Here is a 13,011-nt window from a genome sequence, read left to right on the forward strand (position 1 = left end):
CTCAAAGCCCCAACCGGGTGCGGGCGTTGGTCCACGCGTCGGTGCAGTGCCGGGCGGTTTCGCCCTTGGCCTGAGCGGCGGTGAACAGGCGGGCGATGTGGTCCTCGGTGAGGCAGCCGCACCGGCCGTGCGTGGCGAGCACGGCCAGGAACGTCCGGTACACGGCCGTGTGCACGCCGCTGGACGTCTCGGTGATGCGCTGCTCCGCCATGGCGATGCCGCGTTCGAGGTAGGCGGGGGTGCGGTGGCGGCATTCCCCGCCCCCGGCCGGCGCGGAAACCTTCATGGGTACGGGGCCCGCGGGCTTGGCTGCGGTGAGCGCGCGCACGACGTCGGGCAGCGCGACCAGGGTGCCGGTACCGGACCCGAGCCAGCGGGCGTAGGCCATGGTCGACTTGATGTCCACGCCAGGCCGCACGCCGTTGGCCGACGGCATCGTCCCGAGGTAGAGCCAGTGCTCACCGCGGGTCGTGGGCACGATCCGGGTGGCGGGCAGGCTCTCGCGGGCCCACGCGATAGCGTCGGCGTTGTCGCAGTCCACGACCGTCAGGCCGGCGCCGCCGGGGTGGTAGGCGACCGCCGCGGCGCCCTGCCATGCAGTCGCCCATGCCGGCGAGTTGATGACGGTGGAGTCGGTGGTGGCGGCGGCCCAGCCGTGGCAGGGGGCGGGGCAGGTGCAGGGGCCGGGGGTCTTCATATTCGGGCGCCCGCCGCACGAGGTGTACAGGCACGCGGGGCAGTTGGCGAAGGGCACCTTGCCCTTGCGCAGCGGCAGGACGGGCAGCCCTTCGGCCGCGAGTCGGAGGGCGGTGCGCAGGTGGTTGCTCACGCTGCCACCCCCAGCGTCTGGGAAGCGAGGAAGGCCCGGCCGATGTGCTCGGTGTAGGCGGGTGGCAGGGCCTCGCGCAGATGGAGGTGATCGGTGGACCAGTCGATGCGCTTGGCGGCGCGGATCTCGTCCGCGGTGGCTTTGCCGACGTAGGGGCCTTCGCGGTAGATGCCGTGGCGCCAACCGCGCACGTAGCCACGGTGCTTGGGGTGGGCGGGCTGTGCGGTGGTCCAGCCTCCGAGTTCGAAGTAGCGGTGCATGAGCACCGCCAGGCCGAACATCTCGCCGCACAGGCGGAGGTCTTTGCGGACTTCGGAGCCGGCCACGTTCTCCATCACGAACGGCCGACCCGTCGCGCGCAGGGCGGCCCGGGTCGGGGCGATGAGCCTGGGGTAGGTGCGGCCGATCGCCGCGTTCCTGGCCCGGTTGGTGCCCTTGGTCGGAGCGCCCTCGCCCTGGCAGGGCGGGGAGGCGTGGATGAAGTCGTACTCGTGGCCGTGGGCGCGGATGTACTCGATCGCGTCGCCCTGGTGGAAGACGTCACCGCAGTAGTCCGGCTGCGCCTGGATGTCGACGCCGGTGACGTGGCAGCCGGGCAGCGCGAGCCTGTAGCCAGCGGTGGCGCCGCCGATGCAGCAGTAGGTGTCCAGGACCCGGAAGCGCCGGAAGGCGGCGGGTGCTCGCCGGATGTCGGTGGGTTGGGTCATGCTGAATGTCTCCAGTTCCTTGATGGTGACTGGCTGACAAGGGCGGCCCCGCGACTTTGCCGAGACGGAGGGGTCGCCCTTGGCGTAGCTGGGTGGTTCGTTATTCGATCAGTGGCTTTGGGTAGTGCCCGGGTACTTTCGACCTGGGGGATCGAGTGGCCGACATATTTGGGGTGATTGCGTCCATCGGTGTCGTGGCCTCGTTGCTCGTTTCTGCCTGGCAGACGCGAGAGCTCACGCGCCAGACAGCGATCAACAACGGAATCGCCGGCGCTACGGCGCGGTACAACGGACTTGAACGGTTGCACTACGTCGAGAGCTTCATCGCTGCAGAGCCTGAGCTGCACGGCTACTTCTACGGCGGCCTCGAACTGCCGGCGGAGGGCAACGAGCGATGGCGCGTTCTCAATCTCCTGCGCATGCTCGCCGACACCGTGGACTACGGGCTCATGGTCAACGACCTCAACCCTGAGATCCGCAGCTCCGACGGGTGGCAGGACTACGCACTCCTGCTGCGTGCGTCGTCTCCGGCCTTCGTCTACGTGGTGAACGAACATCCGAACTGGTGGGCAGCACTTTCTGGGCATTGGGCGGCCAACCCGATCGCGGGTGACTGAGTCAGCCGAAGTGGTTGCGCTTGAAGATCGCTTTGCGGATGTTGACCGTGGTCCCGCCCTGGCGTCCGTGCGGCTTGAGGACCTGCACGGCGATCCAGCCGCCGAAGATCACGGCGGCGAGGGTGATGAGTTGGGTGATGAGCGCGGTCAGGGCGGTGATGAAGGTGGTGAGCAGGAGCAGTCCGCCGCACACGGCGAGGAAGCCCACGCCCCCGAGGGCCACGTTGACGGCCGCGCGGGACACGCGCGGCTTCGGTGTGAGGGGTTCGGGCTGTGCGGGGCTGATGGCGTAGCCGGTGACGACGCGGCCGTCGGGCAGGACGATGCTCGCGACCGACGGCACGGCGCCCGGCTGGACGGCGACCATCGGTGCCGGCGTCATCACGGCGGGCTGGAGCGGGGTCGGTTGATGGACTTCGACGGCCGCGGGCCGTTCGAGGTGCCCCATGGGGATTCCTTCCGGGACAGCCGCGGGCCCGCGCCAGGGTGTGAGGCGGGCCCGCGGGCGGGTGTTACGTGACGGTGTGAGGGGTGTGGTCGGCCGCTGTTAGGGCGGGTAACACGTGCGCCTGCCTAGGGGTTTGGGTGTTAGGCAGACGTAACGCGTTACGGGTGTCAGGCGGCCGTGAGGGCGGGAACGATCCGCCACCGACCGGTGGTGTTCGTGGCGTCCAGCCGCCCGTCCTGTGCGGCCTCCTTGAGGCGCAGGGAGACCCAGGAGCGGGACAGGCCGTGCCGGTCGCACCAGTCGGTGAAGTCCTTCGGACCGACGACCATCTGTCCGGCGTCCTCGAACTCGGCCAGCGCCTGAGCGAACAGCCGCCGCGCCTCCTCCGGGGAAGGCTTGCGGCCGGCTTCCTGCCCGAAGATCGGGGAGTCGTCGCCGTCCTCCGCCTCCGGGAGCTCCGCCTCGGGGTCGATGTCCGCATCTTCCGGATCGACCAGCAGACCGCCGTGCTCCATGTCGTCCTCCTCGCGGACAGCGTGCAGCGCAACCGGCCGCGGGCCGGCGCCGGTGTCGTCGGTGGTGCGGCCCGTATAGGCACGGCCAGCCACCGAGGATGCGGCGCCAGCGGTGATCGGGTCGGCGGTGGCGCCGTTGTGCTGCACCCATGCCGCGAGCTGTTCCATGACGGGCACGGCGCGGGTGGTGAAGCGGCGGGTGCGGCCTGGGGAGGGGTAGCGGGCTTCGTCGATCCCGGGGGAGACGAGATAGCAGTAGCCGGGCCTGCGGTTGCCCCACGCGCCGGGGTGGGCGCCCGCGTCGATGACCGTCTCCGGCAGCGCGAACCCCTCATCCCGTGCGTCGCAGCCGAGGGCGATCACGGAGGGGAGGGAGGCGCGGGTGGAGGTGGACATCTGGTCGTAGGACGGCCGCTGAAGCGACACGATCAGGGAGACGCCCGCGGAGCGAGCTTCTTGGGCGATGCCGGTGAAGGCGTCGTCTCCGAGGTTGCGCAGGGTGTTGGCGGCTTCCTCGAACCAGGCGACCAGGAACGGCATCCCCGCGCACCCGCAGGCGCGGCGGTCGGGGCGGCAGGAGTGCTCCGGGTCGTTCTGCTGCTCGGCTGCCGCGGGCACCCACTGGCGGTAGCCGTGGGCTCCGAGCCAGCGCGTGCGGGCCGGGATGACAGCCTCGACAGCCGCAACCAACACCTCGGTCTGGCTGCCGCCCTCGGCAGCCCAGTCCAACCCCGGGCGTAGGGGCGCGAAGTCCTGAAACGCCTTCGGGTCGGAGAACCAGACGATGACGTCCCGGCGGGAGAGCACCTCCGTGAGCAGGTTGAGCGCCGCGTCGCCCTTGCCGGATCCAGACTGGCCCGCGATCAGGCCGTGGGTGGAGTTGCGGCCCGCGTCCGGGTCACCGGGCAGCCACATGACCAGCGGGGAGCCGTCGTCGTAGCGGCCGATGACCAGTGGTTCGGCGATCGATCCTCCGAGGTTGGAGGGGCCCTCCCATTCGACGACCTCGGACAGCATGTCCTCGGGGACGATGACCAGCTCACCGCGGCGCACGGAATCCGGGTCCGGGGTGTAGCGCACAGCGGACGTCGGAAGATCCAGCGCGGACGCGATCTTCATCAGGGCCTTGGTGACGTCGTCGTTGGTCTGCTCGCCGGGCTGCAACGCGATCGGCGCGGTGACCCGGTTGGGCTCCACCTTCGCCGCACCGATCTGCGCCCGCGCGAGTCCGACCTTCTCCAGCAGACCACCGTCCGAACTGGCGGTGGTGCCGTCGGGGTTGTGGCGCATGACCATGCGCACGTTCCACGACAGCGCGACCGCCGGGCCGCCCATGAGGAACAGGTCGTCGATCGGCCCGGCCGTCGGCCCGGCGAGGCAGGCGGCGGTGACCCACGCGGAGCCGGCGGCCGTGGTGATGGCCGCGTGCAGGCGGCGCTGGTTGCTGGTCGACTTGCCCGCCCACCAGGTGGCGCCGGTCAGCGCGACGGAGGCAAGGGTCAGTCCGACGCCGGCGGCGGCGCTCTCGCCCCACTGCCAGTGCCCCAACGTCCCGGCCAGGCCGGTCCCGGCCCAGCCCAGCCAGGGCGGCAGGTGTGGCTTGGCCCGGTTGAGGAGGTAGGCGCGGACGGTGCCGCCCGTCCCGTCGTTCGTGCCGGCGGGGACGGTGAGCGGGTAGCTGCGTCCGTCCTGGTCGGTCCACTGGTGAGCCATGGTGCAACCTCCTTACTGCTGGGCCCAGTTCATGACCGGCTGTGCCGGCTTGCGGGCGCGGTGACGGACGCGGTTGATCTCTTCCTCGAACTCCTGCTGGAAGACCGCGTAGCAGGAGGCGGCATTCTTCGCCGCGTCCCGCAGGGCGTCGGCGGACTTGCGCATCTTGCGGGAGACCTTCCGGGCCCGGACCCGGGAGCCGAACGCGCGTCCCTCCGGGTCCGGCACCGCGGACAGCACGCCCTGGATGATCTCGGCAGCCATGGCCACCTCGATGGACAACATCACGCCGGCCGCCCGCAGGCTGTTGCAGTAGTTCCGCACCTGAGCCGGGGAGCCGAACTCCGGGGAGGGCAGCAGGGACTCGGAGTGCGAGCGCCCCCCGCCCCCGGCGCGGCCGGCGTGCTTGGTGTTGTTGACGGTGACGTTGATCGGGGGGACGAACGAGCCGCCCAACGCGCCGACGAACCCGCCGGCAGCGGCGCCCGCGTTGGCGAACTTGGCGCCCTTGTTCTGCGGGTTCGCGCCGCTGTTGCGGCGGGCGTTGGTGAAGGGGCGGCTTGCCTGGCGCCGGGCGAAGTCGTCGACCTGGCGGGCGGAGGCGTTGCGATTAGCGGCCATCAGGCAGTCTCCTCAGCTAGTGGGTGCGGCGGACGATGAGCCAGGCGGACTGCGCGACGATCAGGGCGATCAGCCACAGCAGTCCAAGCGGGCCGGCCAGCGGGCCGAAGGCAGCGGCCAGCGCCGCCCACGTGCCGGTGAGCGTGGCGAGCGCGGTCAGGCCAATGCGCCAGGCGAGGGTGGAACGGCGGGCGGGGCGGCGCCGCTGCATGACGGCGAGCCAGACCAGCGGGGCCACGGCGAGCGGGGCGAGGACCAGGCCGGACCACCAGCCCAGCACGTGCAGGAGCGCGGTGATGACCAGGGTGAGCAGGGCAAAGCCGGTGGGGGCGAGCGCGCGGCGGAAGCGCCACAGTGCCCGCCCGAGGAATCCGAACACCTCCCGGGTCAGCGAGGGGCGGTCGGGGACGACGATCAGGAACGGCTGCGAGCGGCGCCCGCGCTGGTGCGGGATACGAACGGTGTGGACACCCGCGGCGCGGGTGCGGGTACGGCTGGACACAGCGAAACTCCCAGGAAGTTGGTGGGGGTGTTCAGGCGGCGCGCTGTTCTTCGGCGACCAGGCACAGGCCGCAGATGCCGTGCGAGGTGGGGATGCAGTAACCGACGTCCAGCCGGCAGCGGGGACAGGTACGCCGCGCGAGCATCGCCAACGCGAGAGCACCCCACTTGCGGGAGGTCATCGGGCGGACCGGCAGGGCCAGGTCCTCGCGATAGAGGAAGGCAACCCGGGGCGTGCCCTGGCGGCGGTTGATCAGCATGAGCTGAGCCGCGATCGGCTGTCCGCCGGGCCGTAACCCCTTCGACCGGAGTTGGCGGCGGGTGGCGTAGCCAGCAGGGGCCATGCGCCACGGGTAGGTCGGTATGCCGAAGCGGGCCCCGTTGGGGTCGAAGCACTTCGCGTAGGCGGTCGGCATCAGAGCATCGCTCCGTCAGCCTCGAAGGTGGGGTGGCCGGCGTCGCGGAACTCCTGGTAGCGGGTGGACACCCATCCCACCGACCAGCCGCACAGCTCGGCAGCCGACCGCACCGACAGCCCCGCCTCGAACGCGGCCTGCACAGTCGCCCGCGCCTGCTCCTCGGGAAGCTTCTCGGAAGCGGGCCCGGCGGCCAGCAGCGCGGCGCGTTCACGCTCGGCACGGGCCTTGCGCTCAGCCTGTTCACGGCGTTCACGCTCCGCCCGCGCGGCCCGCTCCTGAGCGACCCGTACGGCAGCCTCCCGCTCAGCACGTTCACGCTCCCGCGCCTGCTGTTCACGCTCGCGCTCAGCGCGTTCACGCGCCTCCCGCTCAGCCCGCTCACGGGCCGCAACCTGCTCGCGCTCCTCGCGGCGGACGGCCTCCTCGCGTTCGGCCTGCTCGCGGATCAGGCGGGCTTCGTGTTCACGCTGTTCACGCGCCAGCATGGCCGCGTGCTCGCGCTCCTCACGAGCCAACCGGGCGGCCGTCTCGCGCCGCTCGGCAATGGCCTGCTCGCGGGCTTCGCGCTGCGCCTGCTGCCGCGCCTCCAACTCAGTCACGGCGGCAGCGATCGCGCGCCGGTAGGCGAGCCCGGTTTCCGCGGTAACGATCAGCAGGAGCGGTGCGACCGCGTGGACGGCCACCCCGACCAGGTCGTTGTGCAGGGCGGAGTCGGCGACGTTGAGGGCGAGGGTCATGCAGCCGGTCATCCAGCGCAGCACGATCGGCCACCGCCCGCTGTGGCCCCCGAGCCGGGCCAGCACCGCATCCAGGCGGACCACGATGACCACCGCGGCATCCACCACGAGGGGCAGGATCGGCGCGGTCCACTTCCATTTGTCGGGGGTGTGGGCGGCGGCGAGCGGGGTGACGGTGAGGATCGAGTACAGCATCGCGCCGGCCACGATCAGCCAGGTGCCGATGGACAGGGCGCGCTCGGCTGAACGGATCTGAACGGCGTTCACGCGATCACCCCCGTCCGTGAACGCACCTGCGTGCCGGCGATCAGGACGACCGGCGAGGCGGGCTCACCGTGGGCCTCGCTGTCCTCGGCCCACGCCCATGTGGCGCCCGGAATCGGCTCGAATCCGAGGACGCTGAGCGCCTCCGTACGCTCTGTGAACGTCGGTACCGGAAGGGCCCGGTCGAAGCCGAACTCCGGCCACGGGTCGGGGGTGTTCAGCAGGACCACGTACAGGCGCCACTGGCCCTTGAACACGGACATCTGTGCCGTGAACGTCTGTGCCGTCACGCCCCGACCCCCGACGCCGTGACCGTGTGGTTGATCAGGTCCACCCGCGCGGCCAGCGCCCGGCGGCGGGCCCGGCGGATGCGTCGCTCGTCCATTTCGCTCGGGGTGCGGTCGAGGGTGGCGATGTGCGCATCGAGCAGGTCGATGTCCGCGAGGATGACCGGCATTTCGCGGTCGATCGCGTCCAGCTCCGCATCCGTCGGCTCCATGTAGTCGGCGAACGCGGTAACAGCCTCCTGAACAGTGACGATGTGTTCCATTGGGTCGTGGTCCTCTCACAGGTGAACGGCCCGAACAGCGGCCCCGGGTCTAGCCACCCGGGGCCGCGCGCCGTTGAAGTCGGTAGTTCCGGCTCCCCTCAGCGCCGCTCGTACGAGACGAGCGGCGGAGGCAACCGGCCGCAGCCTTGAACTGCGGAAAGGTCGGATTGCGCTGTACCGCGCACGGGACAGAACCCGTGCGCGCCCGCCCGCTTGCTCGCGGAGGTGGGGCGGGTCGCCCTCAAACGCTCTGTTGAGTTCTCAAAGAACAGATCCTCCCCAGCAAGCGCGGTAACCCCTGGTCAGAGGGGTTCTCGTCCTTACAAGACCCGCCGGGCGCTCTGCGGTTGTGCAGTTTGAAGCAGCCCAAAGAAGGGCCCTTCCGCTCGCTGTCCTAGGACTGCGGCGGCCTGAGAAGAGAATGCACCGCAGTCCTGGGACTGTCAACAGTCCTAGGACTGTGCTTCACTGGGACGCATCGAAAGGAGGTCTGCGTGGCACCGAAGTGGCGCGAACTGGCGGACAGGTTCGCGGAGCAGATCAGGAGCGGCGAGATCAAGCCGGGCGCCCAGTTGCCCCAGATCAGAGACCTGGTCGCGGCCGGCGAGGGATCGAAGGACACTGTCCACAAGGCGTACAAGGAGCTGGAAGCCCAGGGGCTGGTGACTTCCTCGCGCGGCCACGGCACCGTGGTGCGCCATCAACAGCCGCTCAAACGGCTCGGCATCGCGCGGTACGACAAGGCGAAGTGGCGGGACGGTGATGAGGTCGCGTTCATCGCGGACCGCGTGGCGTCCGGGCGCTCGTACCGCCGAAATGAGCAGACGCAGACGGTCAGTCGAGTCAAAGCATCGGCAGCCGTGGCCTCAGCTCACGGCTTGCCCGAGGGGGCCGACGTCTACGCAAGGGCGCGCGTGGTAAAAGAGGGCACGCAGCCGACTCACACCCTGACCAGCTACTACCGACCCGAACACGTCGAAGGAACCCGCATCGTCGACCCGACCCCGGGCCCTGCGGGGCGAGGCGGCGGGTTCCGTGTCCTGTACGACGCCGGATACGAGATCGACCACATGACGGAGGAACTCTTCGCGCGGGTGCCCACGGCGGAAGAGGCTCAGCTACTCCAGCTCTCGCCAGGTGAGTGGGTGGTGGAACTGCACCGCACCACGTCCACGGCTGATGGGACCGTAGTTGAGTTCGCCATTGGGGTGCATGCGGCGACGCGGTTCGCATGGTCCTACGACTTCAAAGTGCCCGATTCAGCGAAGACGGAGGGTGAGAGCAAGTGATCGCTGCACAGGCATGGGCGGATGCCCGACTTCTGTGGGACTACCACCGCATGCACCACACCCCACGGCCCTGCTCCGTGGCTGTCGGATTGGGCAGTCACGACCTCGGCGTGGCTGACGTGACAGCGGAGCTGTATCACCAGGGCATGGCGCCCGTGATCGTGTTCACCGGGGCTACCAGCCCAACGACCCGAGCACGCATGCCGCGCGGTGAGGCTGTCCACTACCGGGAGCGGGCCTTGCAACTCGGGGTGCCGGATTCTGCCGTACTTCTGGAACCGCGCGCCACGAACACCGGCGAGAACATCGAGTTCAGCAAAGCGGTGCTGGTAGAGGCCGGCGTCCCCGTCTCGTCTGTCCTGCTCGTGAGCAAGCCGTATGAAGAACGGCGCTCGTACGCGATGATGCGGAAGCTCTGGCCGGAGGTTGAGGTCGTATCCGCGTCCACTCCGATGGGCTTGGAGGAATACGCCGATTCCATCGGGGACGTGCGCATGGTGATCGACATGATCGTAGGGGCCCTGCAACGAGTGCTCGTCTTCCCCGGGTTGGGTCTGGCCATCGAGCAGGCCGTGCCGGACACCGTCGTGGCTGCGTACGAGCGTCTCCGCGACCAGGGGTTCACGAGTCGACTCATCCCGGACGCGGCGCAACGTACCTAATGGGGCATGTCCATCAGATAATCCCCGCATACGTCGACAGCCCGCACCGAACGGTGCGGGCTGTCGATGTTCCTGCCTTCGTCAAGGCACGCGGGGTAGCTGGCCGCAGTGACCAGCTACTGGACGAGAGAAAGTCGAGGCCCTGCGGGCGGCGCTTCCTCTGCGCTCGGTAGGCTGCCTCCGCCACGTGCGGTGACAATGAGCCCGAAGACCCAGCTACTGAGCTCTTCGGGATCAACGTGCAGATCACGAGCAATGGCGTGAAGCGTGACGCCTTTCGCCTTCGTGGTAGCGAAGACCTTTTCCAGCAACTGGGAGCTCTCGCGCCGTGGCATGCCGGACGGCTCGCCCCGCCGGTAGCCGAGTTTGCCTAGCTCAATGCAGGTGCGGCGGTAGTGCCAATCAGACAGCATGTCCACGTCGTGCAGCCGGTACGTAAGAGCGAGAGCGGCAACCTTCCAGATCCGCTTGCCGCGCAAGATCTCTTGGACCAAAGGCGTCTTCGGCATGTGCTCCATCACGCTCTGGCGTGGCATGAGGAAGGCACTTGCGAAGGCGTTCGCTTCCTGCTCCGCATGGGGGCCGGCAAGGGAGCGGTCTTCCCCATGGAGAACGAGATGTCCAAGCTCGTGAGCAGCGTCGAACCGACCCCGCTCGGGAGTCTTCAGGGTGTTGAGGAAGATGAACGGAGTGCCGTCCCGCCACATGGCGAATGCGTCGACGTCCGCGTACTCAGGGGGCAGGGAGAAGACGCGTACGCCGTGCACCTCCAAGAGGTGCACCATGTTGCTGATCGGCGCCGCCCCCAGTCCCCAGCGGGCGCGGACCATCTCCGCGGCAGTTTCGGGGTCTGGCCTGCCGAGTGTGGGGATGTCGTTAGCAGGTAGACGGAAGCGTTCTTCGATCCACCCGTGCAACTCCAGAGCAAGCCGGCTTGCCCAGAGCGCGGCATCTCGAGGGCCCGCCGCCAGCTTGCTGCGGGCCCGAAAGGAGACTGCCTCCAGCGGGATGGGCTCAAGGTCGGGCTGAGAGAAGAACGACTCGGGGAAACGCAGCGCCTTTGCGAGCCGAGCCAGGGTGTCAGGGGTGGGCTCTGTGCGGCCTCGTTCGTAGTTCGAGAGGCTCTGCACGCTCACCCCGACGCGCGTTGAAAGCTCCGCGAGCGTGAGGCCGCGCCGCTTCCGGGCAGTGGTGATGCGCGAGGATGTGATCATTTCTCCTCGTCATCGTTGAGGCTGTTGGATCTTGTCCTGCTACCGCTCTTCGACAGGAACGTCGAACTCACCGGTAGTTTCGACAGCGTAGTCGTTCACGCTTTCGAACTCGATCGCGGGGAGGAGGATCCGACTCTGGTAGCTGTCAATCTTCCCCCCAGGACCTACCCGGTTCGGAAGTGACAACTCGCTTCGGACGGTCACGACCCCCGTCTTCCGGGCCTCGTAGCGGTAGGTCAACAGGTACCAGGTCACCATCTGCGCGTACGCATCGACTCCGGACTGTCCCTCGTCTGGCTCAGAAAACTCGGGTTCCTCAAATGCGAACGAGAGTTGGAGCTCCTGGTTGCGGGCGACGGCCTGCTCCTTGGTTGCGCCCGCAGGACGCTTGCTCCGCGGGTGAGGGGAGCCGGGCGAGCCAGTTCGGGCATCTCCGAGCAGAACGCCGATTCCAACCGTCTTGTCGGGGTTGACGATGAGTGGTGCCTGGAGCGGGTCGTAAGGCTCCCAGCCCAGTTCGGTGCGCAGGGTGTATCGGAGCTCGCGAACCCGCGTGAAGTAGTCCTGTGAGCCAGGGGCGTTCTTGGCGTCATCCTTCGTCTTGCCGGCCCGGCGCGCCTGCTCGCTCATCCTTAGACCCGGCTCAAGGTACTTCCAGCTGAGGCCAAGGGCGGCGAGCTGACTCTCGTACCCCCCGGGCTGCCCGCTCGGAAGGGGAACGAGGTTGTCGATCATGGAACCTCCCGCACTCTTATACTCATTTCCCCTCAAGTGAGGGAGAATTTTTTAAAGAGTACCGCGTGATGGTGACTCATAGGTGGTTCATCCGCGAGGAGTTGACGTTCCGTAGCCGCCAGCACTGATCCTTCTGTCGCATCCGCGAGAGGAGCCCTCGGGCGGTCCACTCGATCCGAGTCGGAGGGTTGGTCCCCTCTCTAAGCCGAACATCGGTGGGCCAACCTGCGCTTAGCGGACATCGCAAGCCTGATGGCGGCGCTGCCCTTCGTTGTCCTGGGCTTTGGCCAGTGCGCTGACGGACGCTGCCGTTCGTAGAAGTACGCGCGCCTGGACTGAGCTGGTCTTTCCGAACTGGGGCGGACGTCCGTGAACGCCTAGACGGGCCGAAGGCTACAGATCTCCGGGAGGCGTACAGGCGAGCTGATACTCGTCGACCGCGGGATCCCAGTCCGAGAGGATTGGGGGGCTGAGCTCATCAGCGGGAGCCTGCTCTTCGGTGGCCTGCTCACCCGGCTTGACGGTCGTATTGATCTCGCGGTGATCGTTGGTCATGGCCGCCAGCATGGCAGGCGGCTACAGCTCTTCCGGCCAGCTCGTCAACAGGCTGCCATCGTTCTCGTCGCTGAGGGTGAAGTGCGGCTGGACGAGGTCCCGATGGCTGCCGATCCAGTCGCGGAACTTGTCGCGCGCCACCACTTCGTCGGCCCACCAGCCGCTCATGACCGGACGGCCGGCGGAGGACACGGTGACGCGGAAGCGCCCCTGTTCACTGGTCACGGCGCTGCCTCGCTCGGCGTCCCATCTCCAGCCACTCCTCATGGCTGATGGGCCGCATCGTGAGCCCGAGCTTGGCCGCGACCTCCCTGATGTCCTGGAAAGCCCCCTCCACGGTGGTCGGCATCGTCGGCAGAGCCGGCTTGCTGACGGCGAGCGAGTGGTCCCGGCACAGGTCCACCCAGCGAGGCCCGCAGCCGGGGAAGTCGATCACGCGGGAGGTGCGGTAGTCGATGCCGCACACGCAGCACGGCCGCCATGCGTCCGCGCGGTACCGGGCTCTCACCGGAGGGTCGTTGGTGAGCCGGTCGCCCGTCTCGAGCGGCGCCGGGTCCAAGCCGCCGCCGTCTACGGCGTGCCGCCTGAGCAGCTCCTCGACGTCCATGCGGTCCACGCTGTCTCCTGTGCCCCTC

Annotated in this window: 18 protein-coding genes; 3 read left to right on the plus strand and 15 right to left on the minus strand. The window is 68.7% G+C overall.

The features are described 5' to 3' along the window. Position 1 precedes the first annotated feature (1 nt). Positions 2–829 carry a bifunctional DNA primase/polymerase gene (locus IOD14_RS43015; protein WP_212673082.1) on the minus strand — a complete coding sequence of 276 codons (828 nt, stop codon included), beginning with the start codon at positions 827–829 and terminating at the stop codon, positions 2–4. Next, on the minus strand, positions 826–1,536 hold the full coding sequence (locus IOD14_RS43020; protein WP_212673083.1) for a DNA methylase: 711 nt from the start codon (positions 1,534–1,536) through the stop codon (positions 826–828). Before IOD14_RS43020 ends, IOD14_RS43015 begins: the two co-directional genes overlap by 4 nt. A gap of 155 nt (positions 1,537–1,691) precedes the next feature. Here IOD14_RS43020 and IOD14_RS43025 point away from each other — a divergent pair, with 155 nt between their 5' ends. Then, positions 1,692–2,153 (plus strand): hypothetical protein, encoded by a 462-nt coding sequence (locus IOD14_RS43025; protein ID WP_212673084.1) that lies wholly within the window; start codon positions 1,692–1,694, stop codon positions 2,151–2,153. A 1-nt stretch (position 2,154) separates the two neighbouring features. Here IOD14_RS43025 and IOD14_RS43030 read toward each other — a convergent pair whose 3' ends face one another. The 8 genes from IOD14_RS43030 to IOD14_RS43065 form a co-directional block, all read right to left on the minus strand. Then, positions 2,155–2,601 carry a hypothetical protein gene (locus IOD14_RS43030; protein WP_212673085.1) on the minus strand — a complete coding sequence of 149 codons (447 nt, stop codon included), beginning with the start codon at positions 2,599–2,601 and terminating at the stop codon, positions 2,155–2,157. 167 nt (positions 2,602–2,768) lie between these two features. Next, positions 2,769–4,829, minus strand: coding sequence for a plasmid transfer protein TraB (gene traB / locus IOD14_RS43035; protein WP_212673086.1), 2,061 nt, complete (start codon positions 4,827–4,829; stop codon positions 2,769–2,771). A 12-nt stretch (positions 4,830–4,841) separates the two neighbouring features. Then, positions 4,842–5,450: a plasmid transfer protein TraA gene (gene traA, locus IOD14_RS43040; RefSeq protein ID WP_212673087.1), complete on the minus strand. Its 609-nt coding sequence runs from the start codon at positions 5,448–5,450 to the stop codon at positions 4,842–4,844. A 16-nt stretch (positions 5,451–5,466) separates the two neighbouring features. Next, a complete protein-coding gene (locus IOD14_RS43045; RefSeq protein ID WP_212673088.1) occupies positions 5,467–5,952 on the minus strand; it encodes a hypothetical protein in 486 nt (161 codons plus the stop codon). A 31-nt stretch (positions 5,953–5,983) separates the two neighbouring features. Further along, positions 5,984–6,367 (minus strand): RRQRL motif-containing zinc-binding protein, encoded by a 384-nt coding sequence (locus IOD14_RS43050; protein ID WP_212673089.1) that lies wholly within the window; start codon positions 6,365–6,367, stop codon positions 5,984–5,986. Beyond that, the gene (locus IOD14_RS43055; RefSeq protein WP_212673090.1) at positions 6,367–7,374 is read right to left on the minus strand and encodes a DUF2637 domain-containing protein; all 1,008 of its coding nucleotides are present in this window, start codon (positions 7,372–7,374) and stop codon (positions 6,367–6,369) included. The genes IOD14_RS43050 and IOD14_RS43055 overlap by 1 nt, the downstream gene beginning before the upstream one ends. After that, positions 7,371–7,661, minus strand: a complete 291-nt coding sequence (locus IOD14_RS43060; protein WP_249126219.1) for a DUF6303 family protein — start codon at positions 7,659–7,661, stop codon at positions 7,371–7,373. The genes IOD14_RS43055 and IOD14_RS43060 overlap by 4 nt, the downstream gene beginning before the upstream one ends. Next, positions 7,658–7,921: a DUF6284 family protein gene (locus tag IOD14_RS43065; protein WP_212673091.1), complete on the minus strand. Its 264-nt coding sequence runs from the start codon at positions 7,919–7,921 to the stop codon at positions 7,658–7,660. The genes IOD14_RS43060 and IOD14_RS43065 overlap by 4 nt, the downstream gene beginning before the upstream one ends. A 494-nt stretch (positions 7,922–8,415) precedes the next feature. Between IOD14_RS43065 and IOD14_RS43070 the strand changes: the two genes are divergently transcribed. Continuing rightward, positions 8,416–9,210: a GntR family transcriptional regulator gene (locus IOD14_RS43070; RefSeq protein WP_212673092.1), complete on the plus strand. Its 795-nt coding sequence runs from the start codon at positions 8,416–8,418 to the stop codon at positions 9,208–9,210. After that, positions 9,207–9,872, plus strand: a complete 666-nt coding sequence (locus tag IOD14_RS43075; protein ID WP_212673093.1) for a YdcF family protein — start codon at positions 9,207–9,209, stop codon at positions 9,870–9,872. The genes IOD14_RS43070 and IOD14_RS43075 overlap by 4 nt, the downstream gene beginning before the upstream one ends. A 116-nt stretch (positions 9,873–9,988) precedes the next feature. Here the strand turns inward: IOD14_RS43075 and IOD14_RS43080 are convergent, their stop codons facing one another. The 5 genes from IOD14_RS43080 to IOD14_RS43100 all read right to left on the minus strand — a co-directional run bounded on the left by IOD14_RS43080 (position 9,989) and on the right by IOD14_RS43100 (position 12,992). Beyond that, positions 9,989–11,086: an XRE family transcriptional regulator gene (locus IOD14_RS43080; RefSeq protein ID WP_212673094.1), complete on the minus strand. Its 1,098-nt coding sequence runs from the start codon at positions 11,084–11,086 to the stop codon at positions 9,989–9,991. Between the two features lie 39 nt (positions 11,087–11,125). Beyond that, positions 11,126–11,821: a hypothetical protein gene (locus tag IOD14_RS43085; protein ID WP_212673095.1), complete on the minus strand. Its 696-nt coding sequence runs from the start codon at positions 11,819–11,821 to the stop codon at positions 11,126–11,128. A 393-nt stretch (positions 11,822–12,214) separates the two neighbouring features. Further along, the gene (locus IOD14_RS43090; RefSeq protein WP_212673096.1) at positions 12,215–12,376 is read right to left on the minus strand and encodes a hypothetical protein; all 162 of its coding nucleotides are present in this window, start codon (positions 12,374–12,376) and stop codon (positions 12,215–12,217) included. Between the two features lie 21 nt (positions 12,377–12,397). After that, complete coding sequence (locus IOD14_RS43095; protein ID WP_212673097.1) at positions 12,398–12,601, minus strand: hypothetical protein; 204 nt, start codon at positions 12,599–12,601, stop codon at positions 12,398–12,400. Further along, positions 12,591–12,992: a hypothetical protein gene (locus IOD14_RS43100; RefSeq protein WP_212673098.1), complete on the minus strand. Its 402-nt coding sequence runs from the start codon at positions 12,990–12,992 to the stop codon at positions 12,591–12,593. The genes IOD14_RS43095 and IOD14_RS43100 overlap by 11 nt, the downstream gene beginning before the upstream one ends. Between the last annotated feature and the right edge of the window lie 19 nt (positions 12,993–13,011).

Origin of the sequence: Streptomyces sp. A2-16 (genome assembly GCF_018128905.1) — a bacterium.
In the GTDB taxonomy this organism is placed as follows: domain Bacteria; phylum Actinomycetota; class Actinomycetes; order Streptomycetales; family Streptomycetaceae; genus Streptomyces.